The organism is Streptomyces sp. NPDC050509, from assembly GCF_044457965.1.
GTDB lineage: Bacteria > Actinomycetota > Actinomycetes > Streptomycetales > Streptomycetaceae > Streptomyces.
The window spans coordinates 66,824-87,296 of record NZ_JBITHL010000017.1 but is presented as its reverse complement, the minus strand read 5'-3'; the positions used below and the strand labels follow the sequence as shown (position 1 = coordinate 87,296).

At 71.9% G+C, this 20,473-nt stretch carries 16 protein-coding genes; 13 read left to right on the top strand and 3 right to left on the bottom strand.

Features of this window, described 5'->3' with window-relative positions:
* Window positions 1-24: 24 nt before the first annotated feature.
* Window positions 25-939, bottom strand: a complete 915-nt coding sequence (locus ACIBJC_RS35225; protein WP_399299702.1) for a LysR family transcriptional regulator — start codon at window positions 937-939, stop codon at window positions 25-27.
* A gap of 91 nt (window positions 940-1,030) precedes the next feature.
* Here ACIBJC_RS35225 and ACIBJC_RS35220 point away from each other — a divergent pair, with 91 nt between their 5' ends.
* A complete protein-coding gene (locus ACIBJC_RS35220; RefSeq protein WP_399299699.1) occupies window positions 1,031-1,396 on the top strand; it encodes a YybH family protein in 366 nt (121 codons plus the stop codon).
* A gap of 45 nt (window positions 1,397-1,441) precedes the next feature.
* Here ACIBJC_RS35220 and ACIBJC_RS35215 read toward each other — a convergent pair whose 3' ends face one another.
* Window positions 1,442-2,857 carry an MFS transporter gene (locus ACIBJC_RS35215; protein ID WP_399299697.1) on the bottom strand — a complete coding sequence of 472 codons (1,416 nt, stop codon included), beginning with the start codon at window positions 2,855-2,857 and terminating at the stop codon, window positions 1,442-1,444.
* 102 nt (window positions 2,858-2,959) lie between these two features.
* On the opposite strand from ACIBJC_RS35215, the gene ACIBJC_RS35210 reads away from it, so the two are divergent.
* The 4 genes from ACIBJC_RS35210 (at window position 2,960) to ACIBJC_RS35195 (ending at window position 8,547) form a co-directional block, all read left to right on the top strand.
* Entirely contained in the window at window positions 2,960-3,907 is a 948-nt protein-coding gene (locus ACIBJC_RS35210; RefSeq protein WP_399299694.1) for a LysR family transcriptional regulator, read from the top strand.
* A 204-nt stretch (window positions 3,908-4,111) separates the two neighbouring features.
* On the top strand, window positions 4,112-4,942 hold the full coding sequence (locus ACIBJC_RS35205) for a hypothetical protein (RefSeq protein ID WP_399299692.1): 831 nt from the start codon (window positions 4,112-4,114) through the stop codon (window positions 4,940-4,942).
* A gap of 138 nt (window positions 4,943-5,080) precedes the next feature.
* On the top strand, window positions 5,081-7,216 hold the full coding sequence (locus tag ACIBJC_RS35200; protein ID WP_399299876.1) for a bifunctional polysaccharide deacetylase/glycosyltransferase family 2 protein: 2,136 nt from the start codon (window positions 5,081-5,083) through the stop codon (window positions 7,214-7,216).
* Window positions 7,213-8,547: an acyltransferase gene (locus ACIBJC_RS35195; protein WP_399299689.1), complete on the top strand. Its 1,335-nt coding sequence runs from the start codon at window positions 7,213-7,215 to the stop codon at window positions 8,545-8,547. The genes ACIBJC_RS35200 and ACIBJC_RS35195 overlap by 4 nt, the downstream gene beginning before the upstream one ends.
* Window positions 8,548-8,575: 28 nt before the next feature.
* Here ACIBJC_RS35195 and ACIBJC_RS35190 read toward each other — a convergent pair whose 3' ends face one another.
* Window positions 8,576-9,628: a LacI family DNA-binding transcriptional regulator gene (locus ACIBJC_RS35190; RefSeq protein ID WP_399299686.1), complete on the bottom strand. Its 1,053-nt coding sequence runs from the start codon at window positions 9,626-9,628 to the stop codon at window positions 8,576-8,578.
* A 306-nt stretch (window positions 9,629-9,934) separates the two neighbouring features.
* On the opposite strand from ACIBJC_RS35190, the gene ACIBJC_RS35185 reads away from it, so the two are divergent.
* From ACIBJC_RS35185 to ACIBJC_RS35150, 8 genes are all read left to right on the top strand, one after another.
* Window positions 9,935-11,311 carry a nitrate/nitrite transporter gene (locus tag ACIBJC_RS35185; protein ID WP_399299683.1) on the top strand — a complete coding sequence of 459 codons (1,377 nt, stop codon included), beginning with the start codon at window positions 9,935-9,937 and terminating at the stop codon, window positions 11,309-11,311.
* Window positions 11,312-11,470: 159 nt separating this feature from the next.
* The gene (locus ACIBJC_RS35180) at window positions 11,471-12,610 is read left to right on the top strand and encodes a uroporphyrinogen-III synthase (protein ID WP_399299680.1); all 1,140 of its coding nucleotides are present in this window, start codon (window positions 11,471-11,473) and stop codon (window positions 12,608-12,610) included.
* Window positions 12,611-12,697: 87 nt separating this feature from the next.
* The gene (locus ACIBJC_RS35175) at window positions 12,698-13,228 is read left to right on the top strand and encodes a GNAT family N-acetyltransferase (RefSeq protein ID WP_399299678.1); all 531 of its coding nucleotides are present in this window, start codon (window positions 12,698-12,700) and stop codon (window positions 13,226-13,228) included.
* A gap of 115 nt (window positions 13,229-13,343) precedes the next feature.
* Window positions 13,344-13,982 carry a CGNR zinc finger domain-containing protein gene (locus ACIBJC_RS35170; RefSeq protein ID WP_399299675.1) on the top strand — a complete coding sequence of 213 codons (639 nt, stop codon included), beginning with the start codon at window positions 13,344-13,346 and terminating at the stop codon, window positions 13,980-13,982.
* Window positions 13,983-14,358: 376 nt separating this feature from the next.
* Window positions 14,359-14,946: a sigma-70 family RNA polymerase sigma factor gene (locus tag ACIBJC_RS35165; protein ID WP_114624088.1), complete on the top strand. Its 588-nt coding sequence runs from the start codon at window positions 14,359-14,361 to the stop codon at window positions 14,944-14,946.
* 38 nt (window positions 14,947-14,984) lie between these two features.
* Entirely contained in the window at window positions 14,985-15,797 is an 813-nt protein-coding gene (locus tag ACIBJC_RS35160) for an anti-sigma factor family protein (RefSeq protein ID WP_399299672.1), read from the top strand.
* Between the two features lie 62 nt (window positions 15,798-15,859).
* Window positions 15,860-18,334: a HelD family protein gene (locus ACIBJC_RS35155; RefSeq protein ID WP_399299669.1), complete on the top strand. Its 2,475-nt coding sequence runs from the start codon at window positions 15,860-15,862 to the stop codon at window positions 18,332-18,334.
* Window positions 18,335-18,807: 473 nt separating this feature from the next.
* Window positions 18,808-20,235 carry an NAD-dependent malic enzyme gene (locus tag ACIBJC_RS35150; protein WP_399299666.1) on the top strand — a complete coding sequence of 476 codons (1,428 nt, stop codon included), beginning with the start codon at window positions 18,808-18,810 and terminating at the stop codon, window positions 20,233-20,235.
* Window positions 20,236-20,473: the final 238 nt, after the last annotated feature.

Genomic DNA, 20,473 nt, shown 5'->3' with positions numbered 1-20,473 from the left:
CACCGTGTGTGTACGGACACTTCCTCAGGCGCGGGGGGTCCGGGCGGACCCGTTCCCGACGACGGGCAGTCTGCGGCGGGCCCGGCCGATCAGCGCGCGGCCGGCCGGGCTCGTGGTGCCGCCGGCGCGCCAGGCGAACGCCAGGCGTCCGCGCAGGGTCGGCCGGACGATCGGGATCGACCGCAGCCTCGCCGCGCGCGCGGCGGCGAACGCGCTGGGCAGGATCGCGATCCCCAGCCCGCGGCGCGCGAGTTGGGCCAGCACGTTCAGGTCACCGGCCTCGAACGCGATCTGGGGGACGAAACCGAGGCCGGCGCACGCGTCGTCGAGCCGGGCGCGCAGCCCGGTGCCGCTGGGCAGGCTGATCAGCGCACGGCCGCGGAGCGTGTCGAGCGAGATGGCCGGATGCACCGCGAGTTCGTGGTCGTGGGGAACCACGGCGACGAGTTCCTGGTCGTCGACCACATGCATCTCGATGTCGGCGGGGGCCGTGTCCCCCACGCTGATGATCGCCGCGTCGAGCCGTCCCGTACGCAGTCCTTCGATGAGCTGGTCGGACATCTCCTCGCAGAGGTAGATCTCGACCCCCGGGTGGTCGTTGTGGAATCCGGCGAGCAGTCCGGGCAGATCCACCTGGTGGGAGGTCACGGTTCCTATGGCGACGCGCCCCCGGAGCAGACCGGTCAGTTCGTCGACGGTGAGCCGGACGCCTTCCACCGCCGCGAGCGCGGCCCGCGCGTAGGGAAGGACGGCCGTGCCGGCGTCCGTCAGTTGGACCGAGCGGCCGGAGCGGTCCAGCAACTCCTGTCCGAGTTCACGCTCCAGCAGGCGTACCTGAGCGCTGACGCCGGGCTGGGACACATTCATTCTGGCGGCGGCGCGGGTGAAATTCTGCTCCTCGACCACGGCCACGAAGTATGCGAGCTGCCGAAGTTCCATAAGCCGCGATTATAGCAATGAGATTTACTTGGTCTTGGACTTCTGATTGTTGGTGGGCGAGGGTTGCGGGTGAGAGAGATAGGAGTTGATCATGTCCGAAACCCGTCAACCCGCCGCGACGCCTGAGGAACTGGCTCGACTGTTCGTGGAGAGGGCCAACGCCCGTGACGCCGAAGGACTGGCCGAGCTGTACGCGCCCGACGCGGTGCTCGCCTATCCGCCGGGTGGCTCGACGGTAGGCCGGGAGGCGATCCGCGCGGTGTGGGAGCGGATGCTCGAACACGCGCCGCTCCCGTTCCCGGTCGAGGACCCGCTGCCGACGGTGCGCTACGGCGACCTCGCCCTCACCTCCACCCGCGACTCCGACAACACGGGCGGCCGGGTCCAGGTCGCGCGTCAGCAGGCGGACGGCAGTTGGCTGCGGATCCTGGACCGACCCGAGGTTCCCAAGGAGTAGACCTCCGACGGCGGGGACCGCACCCGGTGTGGTGCCCGGTCCCCGTCACCGTGCTGTTCCGCCTGTTCCGCCTGTTCCGGCCGTGCGGCGCTTCCGGGGCCGGTGCGCGCCGAAGGCCGCGATGAGCAGCGCGAGCGCCGCCGCCGCCGGCGGTACGGCGTAGGCGTGGGCCGCGGTGGTGTGTTCCGCCGCCCAGCCGCCCGTGGCCGCGCCCGCCGCGATCCCGGCGAGCAGCGCGGTCACCGCCAGGGTCATGGACTCGTTCAGCCGGGCCTCCGGGGTGAGGCGCTGGACGAGGGTCATGCCCGTCACCATCGTCGGCGCCGTCGCCGCGCCCGCGAGCAGCAGCGCCCCGCCCAGCAGTGGCAGCGAACCCGTGCGCGCCGCGAGCAGCGGCAGGGTCAGCAGCGCCGCCATCGCGGCGACACAGAGGAGCAGCCGGGAGCGCGGGCGGCGGGCCGGTGCCAGGGAGCCCAGCAGCAGCCCCGCCGCGCCCGAACCGGCTGCCTGGAGCGCCAGCACCGCGCCCGCCCACGCGCCGTGCCCCCGGTCGTCAGCGAAGGCGAGGGTGACGACCTCCATGGCGCCGAAGACCGCGCCCGTGGCGAGGAAGACGGCGAGGAGCCCGGTCAGCGCGGGGGAGTGCAGCGGGGCCAGGGCCGCCGCCGTGCGCCCGGCGGCCGGCGGTTCCGTCGTGCGCTGGGCCGCGAAGACCAGGACGCCGGTCAGCAGCAGGACCGCGCCGGTCAGGGTGCCCGCCTCGGGGAAGAGCGCGGTGCACAGGAAGGCGGCCAGTACCGGGCCCAGCATGAAGCACAGCTCGTCGGCGGCCTGTTCGAAGGCGGTGGCGGTGTGCAGGGCCGCCGGGTCGCCGCGGTGCAGATGCGCCCAGCGGGCCCGGGACATGCCGCCCGTGTTGGGGGTGGTGGCGGTCGCGGCGTAGGCGGCGAAGAGCGTCCAGTCGGGGGCTCCGTACCGTACGCAGAGCAGCAGGGCGAGTGAGCCGAGTACGGCGATCGCGGTGGCGGGTACGGCGATCCGGGCCTGTCCGTACCGGTCGACGAGGCGCGCCGTCCAGGGGGCGACCAGGGCTGTGGCCGCGAGGCCGGTGGCGGTGACGGCGCCGGCCAGGGCGTACGAGCCGCGCGACCTGGCGATCATGATCACGGCGGCCACGCTGAACATCCCCATCGGGAGGCGCGCGAGGAGGTTCCCGGCGGTGAACGCGCGGGCGCCCGGGGGCGCGAAGAGGCGGGCGTACGGATGCACGCGCCGCCGCGCGCTCCGGCGTGCGGTGTCGTGTGCGCTTTCGTACGCCTCCTCGCGCGCGGCCAGGACGAGAGTGGAGCCGGTCACCGACATCAGCGGTGTGTTCCCTCGGACGGGTTCGGGGCGCGGCGCGGTGAACGGACGGGACCGGGGGCGCGGGGATCGGAGGCGCGGGGATCGGGGGTGCGGCATGGCTTCACCCTCGCGGCCCGCTCCGTATCCGGTCCAACACCTGATGAGCGGCCGTTCACGCCATTTTGTTGTCAATGGCGTGCGGGGGCTGTTCAATGCCGTGTGCCCCAGGACATCGACCCCCGGCTGCTGCGCGCCTTCACCGTCACCGCCGAAGAGCTGCACTTCACCCGCGCCGCCGCCCGGCTCTACGTCGCCCAGCAGGCCCTGAGCCGCGATGTGCGGCGGCTGGAACGGGAGCTGGGCGTGGAGCTGTTCGTCCGGACGACGCGCCGGGTGACCCTGACGGCGGACGGCGAGCGGCTCCTCCCGTACGCCCGCCGGGTGCTGGCGGCCCAGGACGAGCTGCTGGCCGCGTGCGCGGACGAGGTGCCGCCGCTGCTCGTGGACCTCAACACCGAGGGCATGGTCTCCGGGCGGGTGCTGGCGCGCGCCCGCGAGCTCGTCCCGCGCCACGAGCTGATGGCCCGCTTCCTGAGCGGGCTCACCGGCGCCGCCGCCGACCTCCTCGCGGGGCGCCTCGACGCCTCCTTCGGCTATGTGGGAGGGCTCGCGCCCGTCCTGCGCGACGCGCTCTCCCACCAGCTCGTACGGTACGAGCCGCTGGCCGTGCTCCTGCCGTACGGCCATCCGCTGGCCCGGCTCCCCGAGGTGCCGCTCGACGCGCTCGCGGGCGAGAGCGTGTACGCGGGGGCCGGCACCCCGGGGACCGCGGAGTGGACCGGGCTGGCGCGGCGGCTCTTCGCGGGCCGCTCCGTCGAGGTCGCCGCGCCCGCGCCGATGGCGGTCGGCGCGCAGGAGTTCCGCCGAGTCATGGCCAAGCATCGCCAGCCGGTCCTGGCCGTCGTAGATTTCCCGGTGATGCCGGACACAGTGCTGCGTCCGCTCGTCGATCCCGTACCTCTGGCGCCGCTTTCGCTGGTGTGGCGCAAAGAGCTACGTCATCCGGGGCTGGAGGCGCTCCGAGCTGCCGCTGCCGGGCTCGCGGCCGAAGAAGGATGGCTCGATCCGGACCCTGCCGATCTCCTCTTACCACTGACATTGCATTGATACATCACAACTTGTGAACCGGATCCACACACTCTCCCGGTGCGCTACATTCGTTGCCCGGGTGCGGTGTGGTAGGGGCGTGCGGTTCGGATGGGGATCCGACCGACAAAATCAGCCAGCGTATGTATGCACCTAAATCAGTCAGCGGTGGGGGATGTGCGTACTCCAGTGGAACAGTGGCGTGAAGATGCCCGAACCGGGCATATGTATGAGCCGAACGACGTCACCGTGGAGCTGGACGGTCTGGGCCGTCAGCTCTCCGAACTGCCCGCCGGGACCCGTCCCGAGACAGCGCCCGGCATAGGCACCGGCACCGGCACGACCACCGGCATACGCACGGGCGGCGGCACAGGCACTGGCATAGGCACAGGCCCCGGCTTCGGATCCGCCCCGGACTCCCGCAGCGGTACGGGGGTCCACGCGGACGGCGCCGCCGACGCGGCCGAAGCGCCCGAAGGCCCCGTCTTCGTCGACGAGAGCGGCCGGCGGAGCAAGAAGCTCCGCCGGGCCGGCTGGGTCATCGCGATCGCCTGCGCCTGCTACGCCGTCACCGTCGTGGCCGCGCTCGTCGGCGGCGACTCCTCCGCCCCCTGGCTCCAGATACCGGGCCTCGCGGACAAGAAGGGGCCGGACACCGTGCAGATACAGCCGGCCGCCACGACCCCCCCGACCGTGGTGGCCACCAGCGCCGACCCGTCCGCCCCGCCCACGGCGACGGACACCGGCGGCGCCGTCGTCCCCCGTACCTCCGAGGCCGTGACCAGCGGCGTCCCGGGCGATCCAGCCCCGGGCGCGTCGAATTCCGTGGAGCCCCCCGTCGGCTCCGACACCCCCGGCCGCGGCGACCCCGACCCGGGCGAGAGCGACGACACCGGCACCGGCACCAGCAGCGGCGCGGGCTCCGCCGGCGCCGGGGGCCCGACCCCGACGGACACCGCCGGCGGCGTCAGCTCGCCGCCCGCCGAACCCAGCCCTCCCGTCGAAACCCCGTCGGTCGACGACGGCGGCCAACTGGCAGCGGAAGGTGCACAGTAGATGACCTCCTCCGGCAGGCGGGTCCAGCCGCGCAGGGCCCAGCCGCACACGGGCACGCCCGGCGGCACCCACCACCGCGGCACCGGGCCGCGCGGGACGAACAGGAACAAGCGGCCATCCCGGCGGCGCAGGCTGCCCATGCGCTACCTGCTGCCCTCGCTCGTCCTCGTCGCGCTGGCCGCCATGCTCATGCTCCGCGGCTACGTCCACAGCGAGATCCTCGCCGACCACCGTGTCCGCCCCCCGGCCGCCACCGACGAGGTCCCCCGCCACATCCTCGAAGGCGGCCCCGTCATCGACGCCCGCGGCACCGAGGCCCCCCGGTCGATCGACCTCCCCGACCGGAAGCTCGTCCTCACCTTCGACGACGGCCCGGACCCCGAGTGGACACCCAAGGTCCTCGACGAACTCAAGAAGTACGACGCCCACGGCGTCTTCTTCGTCACCGGCACCATGGCCTCCCGCTACCCCGCGCTCGTCAAGCGCATGGTCGACGAGGGCCACGAGATCGGGCTGCACACCTTCAACCACCCCGACCTCTCCTACCAGACCAAGTCCCGTATCGACTGGGAGCTGACCCAGAACCAGCTCGCGCTCGCGGGCGCCGCCGGGATCCGCTCCTCGCTCTTCCGGCCCCCGTACTCCTCCTTCGCCGACGCCATGGACAACAAGTCGTGGCCGGTCACCCAGTACATCGGCTCCCGCGGCTACATCACCGTCCTCGACAGCCTCGACAGCGAGGACTGGAAGCGCCCAGGCGTCGACGCGATCATCAAGGGCGCCACGCCCAAGGGGCACCAGGGCTCCATCGTCCTGATGCACGACTCCGGCGGCGACCGCTCCCAGACCGTCGAGGCGCTCGGCCGCTACCTGCCCGAGATGCGGAAGCGCGGCTTCGCCTTCGCCAACCTCACCGAGGCGCTCGGCGCGCCCAGCGCCCACACCCCGGTCGGCGGCGTCGAGTTGTGGAAGGGCAAGGCGTGGGTCGCCGCCGTGGCCCTCTCCGACAACCTCACCGCCGTCCTGGTCGCCGGGCTCGCCGTGATCGGCTTCCTGGTCATCTCGCGGTTCGCTCTGATGCTGCTGCTCTCCTTCGCGCACGCCCGCAAGGTGCGCCGCCGCGACTTCCGCTGGGGCCCGGAGGTCACCGAACCGGTCACCGTCCTCGTCCCCGCGTACAACGAACGCGAGTGCATCGCCAATACGGTGAACTCCCTGATGGCGAGCGACCACCCGATCGAGGTGATCGTCGTCGACGACGGCTCGACCGACGGCACCGCCGACATCGTCGAGGCGCTCTGGCTCCCCAACGTCCATGTCGTACGCCAGCGGAACGGCGGCAAACCGGCCGCCCTCAACAACGGCATCGCGCACGCCAGCCACGACATCGTCGTGATGATGGACGGCGACACCGTCTTCGAACCGTCCACCGTACGGGAGCTGGTGCAGCCCTTCGGTGACGAGCGGGTCGGCGCCGTCGCGGGCAACGCCAAGGTCGGCAACCGCGACACCCTGATCGGGGCCTGGCAGCACATCGAGTACGTGATGGGCTTCAACCTCGACCGGCGGATGTACGACGTCCTCGGCTGCATGCCCACCATCCCCGGTGCGATCGGCGCCTTCCGCCGCCGGGCGCTGGACCGCGTCGGCGGCATGAGCGACGACACGCTCGCCGAGGACACCGACATCACCATGGCCATGCACCGCGACGGCTGGCGCGTCGTCTACGCCGAGCGCGCCCGCGCCTGGACCGAGGCCCCGGAGTCCGTCCAGCAGCTCTGGTCCCAGCGCTACCGCTGGAGCTACGGCACGATGCAGGCGATCTGGAAGCACCGCCGCGCCCTCGTCGAACGCGGCCCCTCCGGCCGCTTCGGCCGCGTCGGCCTGCCGCTGGTCTCCCTCTTCATGGTGCTGGCGCCGCTGCTGGCCCCGCTGATCGACGTCTTCCTCGTGTACGGCCTGGTCTTCGGCCCCACGCAGAAGACCATCGGGGCGTGGCTGGGCGTCCTGCTCGTCCAGGCCGTCTGCGCCGCGTACGCCTTCCGGCTCGACGGGGAACGCATGACCCACCTCATCTCACTGCCCCTCCAGCAGATCCTGTACCGGCAGCTCATGTACGTGGTGCTGCTCCAGTCCTGGATCACCGCCCTCACCGGCGGCCGGCTGCGCTGGCAGAAGCTGCGCCGTACCGGCGTGGTGGAGGCGCCGGGCTCGATCCCGAGCCCGCGCGGGCAGGACGCGGCGCGGGACACGGAGCGGAGGCCGGTCGCGTGAGCCACCACTTCGTGGACGCGGGTACGGGAGGTACGGAGGCGACGCCCCCGTACGGCCACCCGACCCTGACACCGAATCCGACCCTGACACCGCCCCCGGTGCCGACTCCCGCACCGCCCCCGGCCCCGGCCCCCGAGGCGGCCGAACCGGCACCCCGCCCGCCCGGCCGGGACCGCTACCTCGACCTGTTGCGCGCGGTGGCGCTGGTCCGTGTCGTGGTCTTCCACATCTTCGGCTGGGCCTGGCTGACCATCCTCTTCCCCTCCATGGGCGTGATGTTCGCGCTGGCCGGCTCGCTGATGGCCAGGTCGCTGGCGAAGCGGCCCCCGTGGAGCGTGCTGCGGGGCAGGCTGCGCAGGCTGCTGCCGCCGATGTGGGCGCTGGCGCTGGTCATCGTGCCGGTGATGTTCCTGATGGGCTGGAAGCCGGTGCGGGAGGAGGGGCTGTGGGGCGTCGTCAAGCTGCTCAACTACCTCGTGCCGATCGGCGCCCCGCCGTACCCCTTCGAGAGCGGTGACGGCAGCGGCGTACTGGACATGACGTGGGCCCAGGACTCGGCGGGCCCGCTCTGGTACATCCGCGCCTACCTGTGGTTCGTCCTGCTCTCGCCGCTGCTGGTACGGGCGTTCCGCCGGGCGCCGTGGGTGACGCTGCTCTTCCCCGTCGCGCTGACGGCGGTCATCGGTACGGGACTGGTCGAGGTCCCCGGCGAGTTCGGGCTGGCCCTGACGGACTTCGCGGTGTACGGCGCCTGCTGGGTGCTCGGCTTCGCGCACAACGACGGCATGTTCCAGAAGGTGCCGCGCTATCTGACGGTCTCGCTGGCCGCCCTGACGATGGCGTTCGGCCTGTGGTGGGCCTCGGGCCATCTCACCGACGAGGGCTGGAACCTGGACGAGATCCCGCTCGCGCAGGCGACCTGGTCGCTGGGGTTCGTGATGATCCTGCTCCAGTACTCGCCGTCCTGGCGTGAACTGCCGGGCAAGCTCAAGCAGTTCGACTCGACGATCACCCTGGCCAACAACCGTGCCGTCACGATCTACCTCTGGCACAACCTGCTGATCATGATGACGTACCCGCTCATCGACCAGCTCTGGAACATCCCGGGGACCGAGTCCTTCGCCTCGGAGCTGGACTCCTTGTACAACGTGCTGCCGCTGGTCATGGTGTGGCCGATGATCGGGCTGATGATCCTGGCCGTCGGATGGGTCGAGGACCTGGCGGCACGGCGCCGGCCGAGGCTGTGGCCGAACGGGGAGACCCGGAGCAGGGGCGGGCGCCGGTCGTCCCGGTCGTCTCGGTCGTCCTCAGGAGGCGGCCACAAACGCTGACCCGGCGGGCGGCCCCGGCGGGTCGGCCTCAGCCCGCGTACGCCGAACTCTCCCGGACGACCAGCGAGGGCGGCAGCAGCACCTGCTCCGGCTCGCCCTGCGGCTCCTTGATCCGGGCGATCAGCAGCCGGGTGCAGGCGCGGCCCACCTCGGGCAGCGGCTGGCGCAGGCTGGTCAGCGCCGGGGTGAGCAGCGCGGCGGCGGAGGAGTCGTCGAACCCGACGACGGCGACGTCCCGCCCCGGCGTACGGCCGCCCTCCAGCAGCGCGCGGTAGCAGCCGAGGGCGAGGGTGTCGCTGACCGCCACCACGGCGGTCGTACCGGCGGACAGCAGCGGGGCCACCGCGTCCCGCGCGGCGTCCACGTCGTTCTCCGCGTACGCCCGCAGCCCGCGCACGGAGAGCCCGTGGCGGCGCATCGCCTCCCGCCAGCCCCCGGCCCGGTCGTCGCCCACGCCGGAGCCCCTGGGCCAGCCGAGAAAGGCGACCCTGCGGTGGCCCAGCGCCACCAGGTGGTCGACGGCGGCCGAGGTGCCGTGGGCCCCGTCCACGTCCACCCAGTCCCCGGCGGGCCGCGCCGACCAGGGGCGGCCGAAGGCGACGAAGGGGACACCGCGCTTGCGCAGCCAGTCGGGGCGGCGGTCGCCCCGGAAGGTGTGGGTGAGGACGAAACCGTCGACCGGCTGCTCCCGCAACAGCCCGGCGTAACAGTCGGGTTCGTACTCCGCCCCGGCGGGCGCGGTGAAGAGCAGCACCCGGTACCCGGCCTCGTTGGCCGACCGCGAGAGCGCGTGCAGGAAGTGGTCCATCACCGGCCCGGAGTCCCCGTGGGTCATGGGGTGGACCCCGTAGCCGATCAGCTTGCTGGTACGCGTCCGCAGGGCGCGCGCGGCCTGGTGCGGCCGGTAGTCCAGCTCGGCTATCGCCCTGCGGACCCGCTCCAGGGTCGGCGGCGCGAGAAGTTCCGGGGCGTTGAGCGCGTTGGACACGGTCTGCGGCGACACCCCCGCCCGCTGGGCGACCTGCGCCAGGGTGGCCGGCCGGTCGGGGTGGCCGGTGGATCTTGTCCTGGTGGGCGCCATACGGTCTCCTCCGCGTCCGGGGGCGCGCCGGCTCTTCCAACGCGTGCTGAGTCGCCCCGAGTTGGAACGATAATCGGCGCGCGGGAGGCGCCGGTCCGCTGCCGGTCCGCTGCCGGCCTGCCGTCGGCCCCTGTCCGGGCCGCGCGGCGCGGCGGGAACGCCACTGCCGCGGCGGGAACCCCGCTCACAGCGGCCCCCCGCCCCGGGTGAGGGCAAGGTTGCGCGGCGGTCATTTTGAGGCACGGGGGCGAAACGCGACGTATCTACGGTCGGGAATCACCTACCGAACCCGTCAGTGGAGGCGTGATGACTGCCCCGATCACCACCGTCGCAGCACGTAAAGGGGGCCGCTGGATCGAGCACTGGGATCCGGAGGACGACTCCTTCTGGCGGGAGACGGGGGAGCGGGTCGCCCGGCGCAATCTGCTCTTCTCCGTCCTCTCCGAGCACATCGGCTTCTCCATCTGGACCCTGTGGTCCGTGATGGTGCTCTTCATGGGCCCGGAGTACGGCGTCGACCCGGCCGGGAAGTTCTTCCTGATCGCGACCGCCACCCTGGTCGGCTCGATCGTGCGGGTCCCCTACACCTTCGCCGTCGCGCGGTTCGGCGGACGGAACTGGACGATCTTCAGCGCGCTGATGCTGCTCCTGCCGACCGTCGCCGCGTTCGTCGTCATGGAGCCCGGGACCTCGTACACCACCTTCATGGTGGTCTCGGCGCTCACCGGGGTCGGCGGCGGGAACTTCGCCTCCTCCATGACGAACATCAACTCCTTCTTCCCCCTGCGCAAGAAGGGCTGGGCCCTCGGCCTCAACGCGGGGGGCGGGAACATCGGCGTGCCCGTCGTGCAGCTCGTCGGGCTGCTGGTGATCGGCGTCGCGGGCGCCGCGCACCCCCGGATCGTGCTCGGCGTCTACATCCCGCTGATCATCGGCGCCGCCCTCTGCGCCGCGCTGTTCATGGACAACCTCGCGCCCGTCACGAACGACACCGGCGCCGCCAAGGAAGCCCTGCGCGACCGGCACACCTGGATCATGGCCTTCCTCTACGTCGGGACGTTCGGGTCCTTCATCGGGTACAGCTTCGCGTTCGGGCTCGTCCTCCAGACCCAGTTCGGCCGCACCCCCCTCCAGGCCGCCTCGATCACCTTCATCGGACCGCTCCTCGGCTCCCTGATCCGGCCCGTCGGCGGCACGCTCGCCGACCGGTACGGCGGCGCCCGCATCACCCTGTGGAACTTCGCCGCCATGGCCGCGGCGACCGGTGTCGTGGTCTTCGCCTCCGTGATCGAGTCGCTGACCGTCTTCCTCGTCGGGTTCGTCGCACTGTTCCTGCTCACCGGGCTCGGCAACGGCTCCACGTACAAGATGATCCCCGGCATCTTCCAGGCGAAGGCGCTGGACCAGGGCATGTCCGGCGAGGCCGCCGCCGCGTACGGCCGCCGGCTCTCCGGGGCGTCCATGGGGCTGATAGGGGCCGTCGGCGCGCTCGGCGGGCTCGCGATCAACCTCGCCTTCCGGCAGTCCTTCCAGACGGCAGGGACCGGCACATCGGCGTTCGTCGTGTTCCTGCTCTTCTACGCCTGCTGCTTCGCCCTCACCTGGGCGGTATACCTTCGAAGGGTGCCTGTCGGCTCCGTACAGGCCGAGAGCAAGCCCAAGCTCAGCTACGCCGAGGTCTAGACCTCAGCTACGCCGAGGTCTGGACCGGAGTCGTACGTAACCTCGGCGAAATGGTGGCGTACCGGGCCTGTCATGCGAGGTTGACAGGCTCGGGCGCCTTGACGAGTCCGAGTCCGGGCGCGCGGGTGAGCGCGAGCGGGAGAGAGCGGGAGGCGACGTATGGACGATCAGCAGCACGGCCCGCTCGCGGGCTTCACCATCGGGGTCACCGCGGCCCGGCGCGCCGATGAGCTGGGGGCGCTGCTCCAGCGCCGCGGCGGCTCCGTCGTGCACGCGCCCGCCCTGCGCATCGTGCAGCTCGCCGACGACGCGGAGCTGCTCACGGCCACGAAGGAGCTGATCGACCGCGTGCCCGACGTGGTCGTCGCCACCACCGCGATCGGCTTCCGCGGCTGGGTCGGCGCGGCCGACGGCTGGGGACACGGCGAGGACCTGCTCTCCTGCCTGCGCGGCGTCGAGCTGCTGGCCCGCGGACCCAAGGTGAAGGGCGCCATCCGGGCCGCCGGGCTCACCGAGGCATGGTCGCCCACCTCCGAATCCATGGCCGAGGTCCTGGACCGGCTCCTCGGCGAGGGCGTCGAGGGGCGCCGTATCGCCCTCCAGCTCCACGGCGAACCCCTGCCGGGCTTCGTGGAGGCGCTGCGGGCGGGCGGCGCCGATGTGGTGGTCGTCCCCGTCTACCGCTGGATGCCGCCGGAGGACCTCGCCCCGGTCGACCGGCTGATCGACGCGACCGTCGCCCGCTCGGTGGACGCCGTCACCTTCACCAGTGCGCCCGCCGCCGCCTCGCTGCTCTCCCGCGCCGAGGAACGCGGCCGGCTCACCGGACTGCTCGACGCCCTCCACCACGACGTGCTGGCGGCGTGCGTCGGACCGGTCACCGCGCTGCCGCTCCAGGCGCGGGGGGTCGACACCGTCCAGCCGGAGCGCTTCCGCCTCGGCCCGCTCGTCCAGGTGCTCTGTGCCGAGCTGCCGGGACGGGCCCGTACGCTGCCGGTCGCCGGTCACCGGATGGAGATCCGCGGCCACGCGGTCCTCGTCGACGGCGAGCTGCGGCCGGTGCCGCCCGCCGGCATGGCCCTGCTGAAGGTGCTGACCCGGCGGCCCGGCTGGGTGGTCCCGCGGGCGGAGCTGCTGCGTGCGCTGCCCGGCGCGGGCAGCGACGAACACGCCGTCGAGACCGCGATGGCGCGCCTCAGGACCGCGCTGGGCGCCCCGAAGCTGATCCACACCGTGGTCAAGCGCGGCTACCGGCTGGCGCTGGACCCGTCGGCCGACTCCAAGTACGCCGACGTCTGAGTACGCCGACGACTGAGCCGCGCGCGAACGGCTCGGAGCGTGTGCGAACCGCCCGGAGGTTCGCACACGCGTCGGTACGGTACGGAGATGGCCCATGACTCCTCGATCCTCATCAGCCCCGCCACTCCGGGCGACGCCGAGCGCGTCGCGGAGGCGCTGCTGCGCAACCGTGACCACATGCGGCCCTGGGGGCCCATACGTCCCGCCGACTTCTTCACCGCGCAGGCCCAGGCCCACCGGCTCGCCGACCCGGCCGCACGGCTCTGGCACCTCAAGGACGGGGACCGCGTCGTCGGCCAGGCGACCCTCTCCAACATCGCGCTCGGACCCTTCCGCAGCGCGAACCTCGGCTACTGGGTCGACGCCGAGTACACCGGGCGCGGCCTGGCGACGCGCCTGGTCGAGCAGGTCTGCCGGGCGGCCGGGGAGGACCTGGGGCTGCACCGCGTCGAGGCGGGGACCGTTCTCGCCAACGCCGCGTCCCAGCGCGTGCTGCGCAAATGCGGCTTCGAACTGATCGGCACCGCGCCCGACTACCTCCATATCGACGGCGCGTGGCGCGATCACCATCTCTTCCAGCGCATCCTGCACAACGGCCCGCCGAACACGGCTCCCTGACGCCGTTTCGGACAGCGCCGGTGGCGGGGGTTCCGGTCGCGCCGCCTTGCGGGCACTCTGGGGAGGACGGCACCCGGGGCGGCACCCACGGCGAGTCCGAGGCGGTGACAGGCGCATGGCGGCGGGCGGGACGGCGGGCACGGCGCGTACGGCGAACACGGCGGCGGGCACGGGCGCGTACGGCTGGCGGTTCGACTCCGGGCGGGTCTGCCTGGACCTGGTGGCCACCGCGGAACCGGCCGCGGGAGGACGGGGACGGCTCGACGGCGCCGTACCGCTCGGCCGGTGGCTGCTCGGCGCCGGACTGCTGCCCCCCGGCACCCTGCTCTCCGGCATCGACGCCTACTGGGTCCGCTCCTTCACCGAACTCCGTGACGGTATAGGCCGGTTGGTGCGCGCCGAGATCGACGGCCGGCAGGCGCCCGCCGCCCTGGAGCGGGTCAACGCGCTGGCGGCCGGGGCGCCGCCGGGGATCAGGGCCGTACGGAACGACGCGGGTGTCCTCGTACGGGCGCCGATCCCCGAGCCGGAGTGCGCCGCGCTGCTCGCCGCCGTGGCCAGGGACGCCGTGGAGCTCCTCACCGACCAGGACGCGCGCGCCCGGCTGCGGCGGTGCGAGGGCGACCGCTGCCGGCGCGTCTACCTCGACACCTCGCGGGGGCGCCGCCGCCGTTGGTGCTCCAGCGAGGTCTGCGGGAACCGCGAACGGGTCGCCAGGCACCGGCGCAGGGCGGCCTCCGTCACGCTCTCCTGAACGCGCCCTCAACGGGCCCTCAACGCGCCCTCAACGCTTTCCCGAACGCACTCCTGAGCGCACCGGCGGCCGTGCGAACGGCCGTTCGGCATACTCCGGCTGGCCGGACAAGGGTGCCTCTCCGGCCGATTCCAGAAGGTTCTTGCGCTATTTCAAGCCAACTCTGCGAGCCTTCTTTGCCAGTCACGGACATGTCCTCCACGAGTTCTGCACGAATCCAGGTGCCCGGCGCGAATTGGCGTGCGACCGGTCCTGAGGGCGTGGGAGCGCGCCCAAAAGATCTTGAAAGTTTTTTCGGAACGGTTGAGCACCGCTGGTCGCGCGTCCGTAGTGATGAGGGAGAAGCAGCCATGAAGGTCTCGACCGGGAGGTTTAGGTGCGCAAGGATGCGGCCGTGGCCGATGACCGCCCTCACCGGGCCCGACACCGGAGCGCGACACCGCGCACCAACACTCCCGCACCTGACGAGGAGTTGATGCGAGCCCTCTACCGGGAACATGCCGGACCGCTGCTCGCCTACGTCATGCGTCTTGTGGCGGGCGACCGCCAGCGAGCCGAGGACGTCGTGCAAGAGACGCTCATCCGTGCCTGGAAGAACGCCGGTCAGCTCAACAGGGCGACCGGCTCTGTCCGACCTTGGCTGGTGACGGTCGCCCGGCGCATCGTCATCGACGGACACCGCAGCCGGCAGGCCCGGCCGCAGGAAGTCGATCCGTCGCCGCTGGAGGTCATGCCCGCGGAGGACGAGATCGACAAGGCGTTGTGGCTTATGACGCTCTCAGATGCCCTTGAGGATTTGACCCCAGCCCACCGGGAAGTACTCGTGGAGACGTACTTCAAGGGGCGTACGGTCAATGAGGCGGCGGAGACGCTCGGCATACCCAGCGGGACGGTGCGTTCCCGTGTGTTCTACGCACTGCGTTCGATGAAGCTCGCGTTGGAGGAGAGGGGGGTCTCGGCATGACCACGCACGAGCAGTACGGACTGGGCGACGAAAGTACTGTGCATGAAACCGTAGGCGCGTATGTTCTCGGCATTCTGGACGATGTCGACGCCTCCATCTTCGAGGCGCATCTGGCCGGGTGCCGGATCTGCGCGGTCCATCTGGAGGAGTTCTCCGGGATGGAACCGATGCTGGCGATGCTGGCGGACAACCCGGACCCGTTCGGCTCCATGGGGCCACCGGGCCCGATGGCCTCGGTGTCCTCCATCAATCCGCAGGCTCCGCCCCCGGTCCCGCTCTCCCAGCTCCCGACCCCGTCCGTCTCCGTACGGCCCAGTCCCCAGCTTCTCGACAAGCTGGTCGACGAGGTCGCGGCGAAACGCGCCAAGCGCAAGCGCCGAGGGTTCTACCTCGTCGCCGCCGCCGCGGCGCTGATCGTCGGCGGTCCCGTCGCGGTCGGGGTGGCCACGCAGGGCAGCGGCAGTGGGAGCAACAACGTTGCCATACGCTCCACCGCGGCGCAGGATTTCGGCCACATCACCAACAAGGTCGGCGGCACGGACCCCGTCACGGGGGTCAGCGGGACCGTCGCCATGGAGGAGAAGCTCTACGGCACGCTGATGACCCTGGAGCTGAAGAACGTCAAGGGTCCGCTGAAGTGCAGCCTGATCGCCGTCTCCAAGACGGGTGAGCAGGAGGTCGTGACGACCTGGTCCGTGCCCAAGTGGGGATACGGCATCCCCGACAGCTCGAACGAGGACGCCAGGAAGCCGCTCTACATCCAGGGCAGTACGTCGATGACCGACAGCGAGTTCGATCACTTCGAGGTACGGACCGACGACGGCAAGCGACTGCTGGAGATCGACGCCTGACATACGTGCCCCCTTCGCGTACGGTTGACGGCTGCCCGATGCACGTCATGAAGGGGGCCTCGGTGGCCGCGCAGGATGCCGCTGTTGAATCCGCTGGACCCGCCGTCGATCCCGGACGCGACACGGGGCACGACTCCGTACGCGCCCGTGAGATCGGCGTCGAACAGCACCATCTCGACCAGGTGTACCGCCGTCTGGAGGAGAAGATCCACGAGGCGGAGTTCCTGATGAACGACGCCGCCAAACGGGGGCAGGTCGGTACGCCGGGAGCTCTCGCCGAGCGGGACGCCCAGGTCTTCCGGGCCGGGATCCACCTCAACCGGCTCAACAACGAGTTCGAGGACTTCCTCTTCGGCCGGATCGACCTCCTCCGGGGCAAGGACGGCCGGAAGGGCCCGGACGGCGCGTACACCTCGGTCGAGCCCGCCGACGACGCCGTCGGGCCCGACCGTACGGCCGCCATCGCCGAGACCCTGCACATCGGCCGGATCGGGGTGCTCGACTCCGACTACTCGCCGCTGGTCATCGACTGGCGCGCGCCCGCCGCCGCGCCGTTCTACCGCGCCACGCCGGTCGACCCCGGCCGGGTGGTACGGCGCCGGGTCATCCGCTCCAAGGGCCGCCAGGTCCTCGGGGTCGAGGACGACCTGATGCGCCCCGAGCTGACCGCCTCGCTCGGCGGCGAAGCGCTGGCCGTGATCGGCGACGGCGCGCTGATGGCCGCCCTCGGGCAGGCCCGCAGCCACACCATGCGGGACATCGTCTCGTCCATCCAGGCCGAGCAGGATCTGGTGATCCGGGCGCCCGCCGCCTCCGTCACCGAGGTCTCCGGCGGCCCCGGCACCGGCAAGACCGCCGTGGCGCTGCACCGCGCGGCCTACCTGCTCTACCAGGACCGGCGGCGGTACGCGGGCGGCATCCTGATCGTCTCGCCGACGCCGCTGCTCGTCGCGTACACCGAGGGTGTGCTGCCGTCGCTGGGCGAGGAGGGGCAGGTCGCGATCCGCGCGGTCGGCTCGCTGGTGGACGGCGCGGAGGCCACGGCGTACGACGAACCGGCCGTCGCCCGCGTCAAGGGCTCGGCCCGGATGCTGAAGGTGCTGCGCAAGGCCGCCAGAGGGGCGCTGGAAGGCGGGACTGGGCCCGCCCCGTCCCGCGGGGCCCGCGCGGGCGGTCCGGTGGGCCAGCTCGCGTTCGGTGACCCCGAGGCCGCCGAGTCCCCCGAGCGAGAAGACGCCGACGACGACGCCGCCACGCCCGGCCCCGCGGTACGGACCGACCTGCTGCGGGTCGTCGCCTTCGGCCGCCGGCTGGAGCTGGAGGACGACGAGCTGCGCCGCATCCGGCACTCCGTGCTCGGCGGCACCGCGCCCGTCAACCTGCTCAGACCCAGGGCCCGAAGACTCCTGCTGGACGCCCTCTGGTCGAAGTCCGGCTCCGCCGGCCGCCACACCGACCCCGAACTGGCGGCCGAACTGCGTTCGTCCTTCGACGAGGACATCACCTCGGAGGACAGCTTCCTCGCCTTCCTCGACGCCTGGTGGCCCGAGCTGACCCCGCGCGGGGTGCTGGCCGCGATGGCCGAGGAGCGCCGGCTCGGCCGCTGGTCCCGCCGCGTCCTCAACCCGGGCGAGACCCGGCGCCTGGCCCGCTCCCTCAAGCGGCTGGGCCCGGACGGCACCGGCCCGCTCTCGGTGCACGACGTGGCCCTCCTGGACGAGCTGGAGACCCTGCTCGGCGCCCCGCCCCGCAAGCGCAGGCGCCGCGATCTCGACCCGCTGGACCACCTCACCGGTCTGGAGGAGCTGATGCCGCAGCGCGAGGAGTCGCAGTGGGAGCGCGCGGAACGGCTGGCGGCGGAGCGCACGGAGTACGCGCACGTCATCGTCGACGAGGCGCAGGACCTGACGCCCATGCAGTGGCGGATGGTCGGCCGCCGCGGCCGGCACGCCACCTGGACGGTCGTCGGCGACGCCGCGCAGTCGTCCTGGTCGGACCCGGACGAGGCGGCGGAGGCCAGGGACGAGGCGCTCGGCACCCGGCCGCGCCGCCGCTTCACCCTGACCGTCAACTACCGCAACCCGGCCGAGATCGCCGAGCTGGCGTCGAAGGTCCTGGCGCTGGCCATGCCCGGCATGGAGTCACCGCGCGCGGTGCGCTCCACGGGCGTACGGCCGCGCTTCGCGGTCGTGTCGGACGGCGACCTCGCCCGGGTCGTACGGGCGCAGGCCCAGGACCTGCTGGACCGGGTCGACGGCACGGTGGGGGTCGTCGTCGCGATGCACCGGCGCGAGCAGGCGGCGCGCTGGCTGGCCGGGCTGGGGGACCGGGTGGTCGCGCTGGGCAGCCTGGAGGCCAAGGGGCTGGAGTACGACGCGACGGTCGTGGTCTCGCCCGCGGAGATCGCCGACGAGTCCCCGGCCGGCCTGAGGGTCCTGTACGTGGCGCTGACCCGGGCGACGCAGCAGCTCACGGTGGTCTCGGCGGCCCGCGACGAGCCGGACGCCGAGGGCGTTCCCGACCTGCTCAGGGAGTGACGGGGACAGCCCGGGGCCGCCCGGGGGTTGACCGTACGCATTGACCGTACGCATTGACTTCCGGTCAACTCGCGAGGAAGGAATCACTTACCGGGGTGGTTTGTTAGCCTGGGTGTGACACCGGCCCGATCCAAGCCCCCGGGCCCAACCTTCGTCGCTACGAGCGACCACTTGCCGCGAGGCGAGCATGGCGGGTCGGTGTCACCTTTCACACTCACTTCAGCAGGCCTTCACCGGAGAACGGTGGGGGCCTGCTTTTGTTGAAGACACCACTGTTAAGGTCTTTCGCGCCGCCGTGCGACGGCCTCGGCCCCGCGATGTCCAGGGACGATGTCCCGAAAGGGCGAACGCGGGTTCCGTAGATAAAGGTCTTTACCCGTTACCTGCGGGTAGGTGCGACCATCTGAAGGTCGCGTAGGAACGTGAGTTCCCGCGGGGCGGCAATGCGGCTAGGGAAAGAAGAGGACTCGGTCATGGCAACGGCGCCCAGCGTCTCGTACTCGATGACGGTCAGGCTGGAGGTGCCCGCGAGCGGTACCGCGGTCTCCCAGCTCACCACGGCCGTGGAGTCCTCCGGTGGCTCGGTGACCGGCCTGGACGTGACCGCCTCCGGCCACGAGAAGCTGCGGATCGATGTCACCATCGCCGCGACTTCCACGAGCCACGCGGACCAGATCGTGGAGGAACTGCGGGAGATCGAGGGCGTCACCCTCGGCAAGGTCTCGGACCGTACGTTCCTGATGCACCTCGGCGGCAAGATCGAGATGCAGTCCAAGCACCCCATCCGCAACCGCGACGATCTCTCGATGATCTACACGCCGGGTGTGGCCCGGGTCTGCATGGCGATCGCGGAGAACCCCGAGGACGCCCGCAGGCTCACCATCAAGCGCAACTCCGTGGCGGTCGTCACGGACGGCTCCGCGGTGCTCGGGCTGGGCAACATCGGCCCCAAGGCCGCGCTGCCGGTCATGGAGGGCAAGGCGGCCCTGTTCAAGCGGTTCGCCGGCATCGACGCCTGGCCGCTCTGCCTGGACACCCAGGACACCGACGAGATCGTCGCGATCGTCAAGGCGATCGCCCCCGGCTTCGCGGGCATCAACCTGGAGGACATCTCCGCGCCCCGCTGCTTCGAGATCGAGGCGCGGCTGCGCGAGGCGCTGGACATCCCCGTCTTCCACGACGACCAGCACGGCACCGCCATCGTGGTGCTCGCGGCGCTGACCAACGCGCTGCGCGTCGTCGGCAAGTCCATCGGTGACGTACGGGTCGTCATGTCCGGCGCGGGCGCGGCCGGTACGGCCATCCTCAAGCTGCTGATCGCCGCCGGCGTCAAGCACGCGGTCGTCGCCGACATCCACGGTGTGGTCCACGCGGGCCGCGCGGACCTGGTCGAGGCGGCCCCCGAGTCGCCGCTGCGCTGGATCGCGGACAACACCAACCCCGAGGCCGTCACGGGCACCCTCAAGGAGGCCGTGGTCGGCGCCGACGTCTTCATCGGCGTCTCCGCCCCGAACGTCCTGGACGGCAAGGACGTCTCCGCCATGGCGGACGGCGCGGTCGTCTTCGCCCTGGCCAACCCGGACCCCGAGGTCGACCCGGCGATCGCCCGAGAGACCGCCGCCGTGGTGGCCACGGGCCGCTCGGACTTCCCCAACCAGATCAACAACGTGCTGGTCTTCCCCGGCGTCTTCCGCGGCCTCCTGGACGCCCAGTCCCGTACGGTCAACACGGAGATGATGCTCGCCGCGGCGACCGCCCTCGCGGACGTCGTCACCGAGGACGAGCTGAACCCGAACTACATCGTGCCGTCCGTCTTCAACGACAAGGTCGCCGGCGCGGTCGCGGGCGCGGTGCGTGACGCGGCGAAGGCCGCCGAGGGCGACGCGACGTCGTCGGTGTGACCATGCCCACCCCGGGCCGGTCACGGTAGCGGCCACTGCGGTACATCTCACGTCCGTCCGGTGCCCGGCGCGTCGCGATTCGCCGGGCCACGCGGGCCCCTCTAGGGTGGCGGACCATGAGCCCCGCAGCTCCAGGGAGGTTTCAGGGCCTCCGGCGGGCTCATGGAGGGCTCATAGGGCCCCAAGGCTCCAAGGAGTCTCCACAGAGTCGACGGAACGTCACGACGACGAGGCAGTG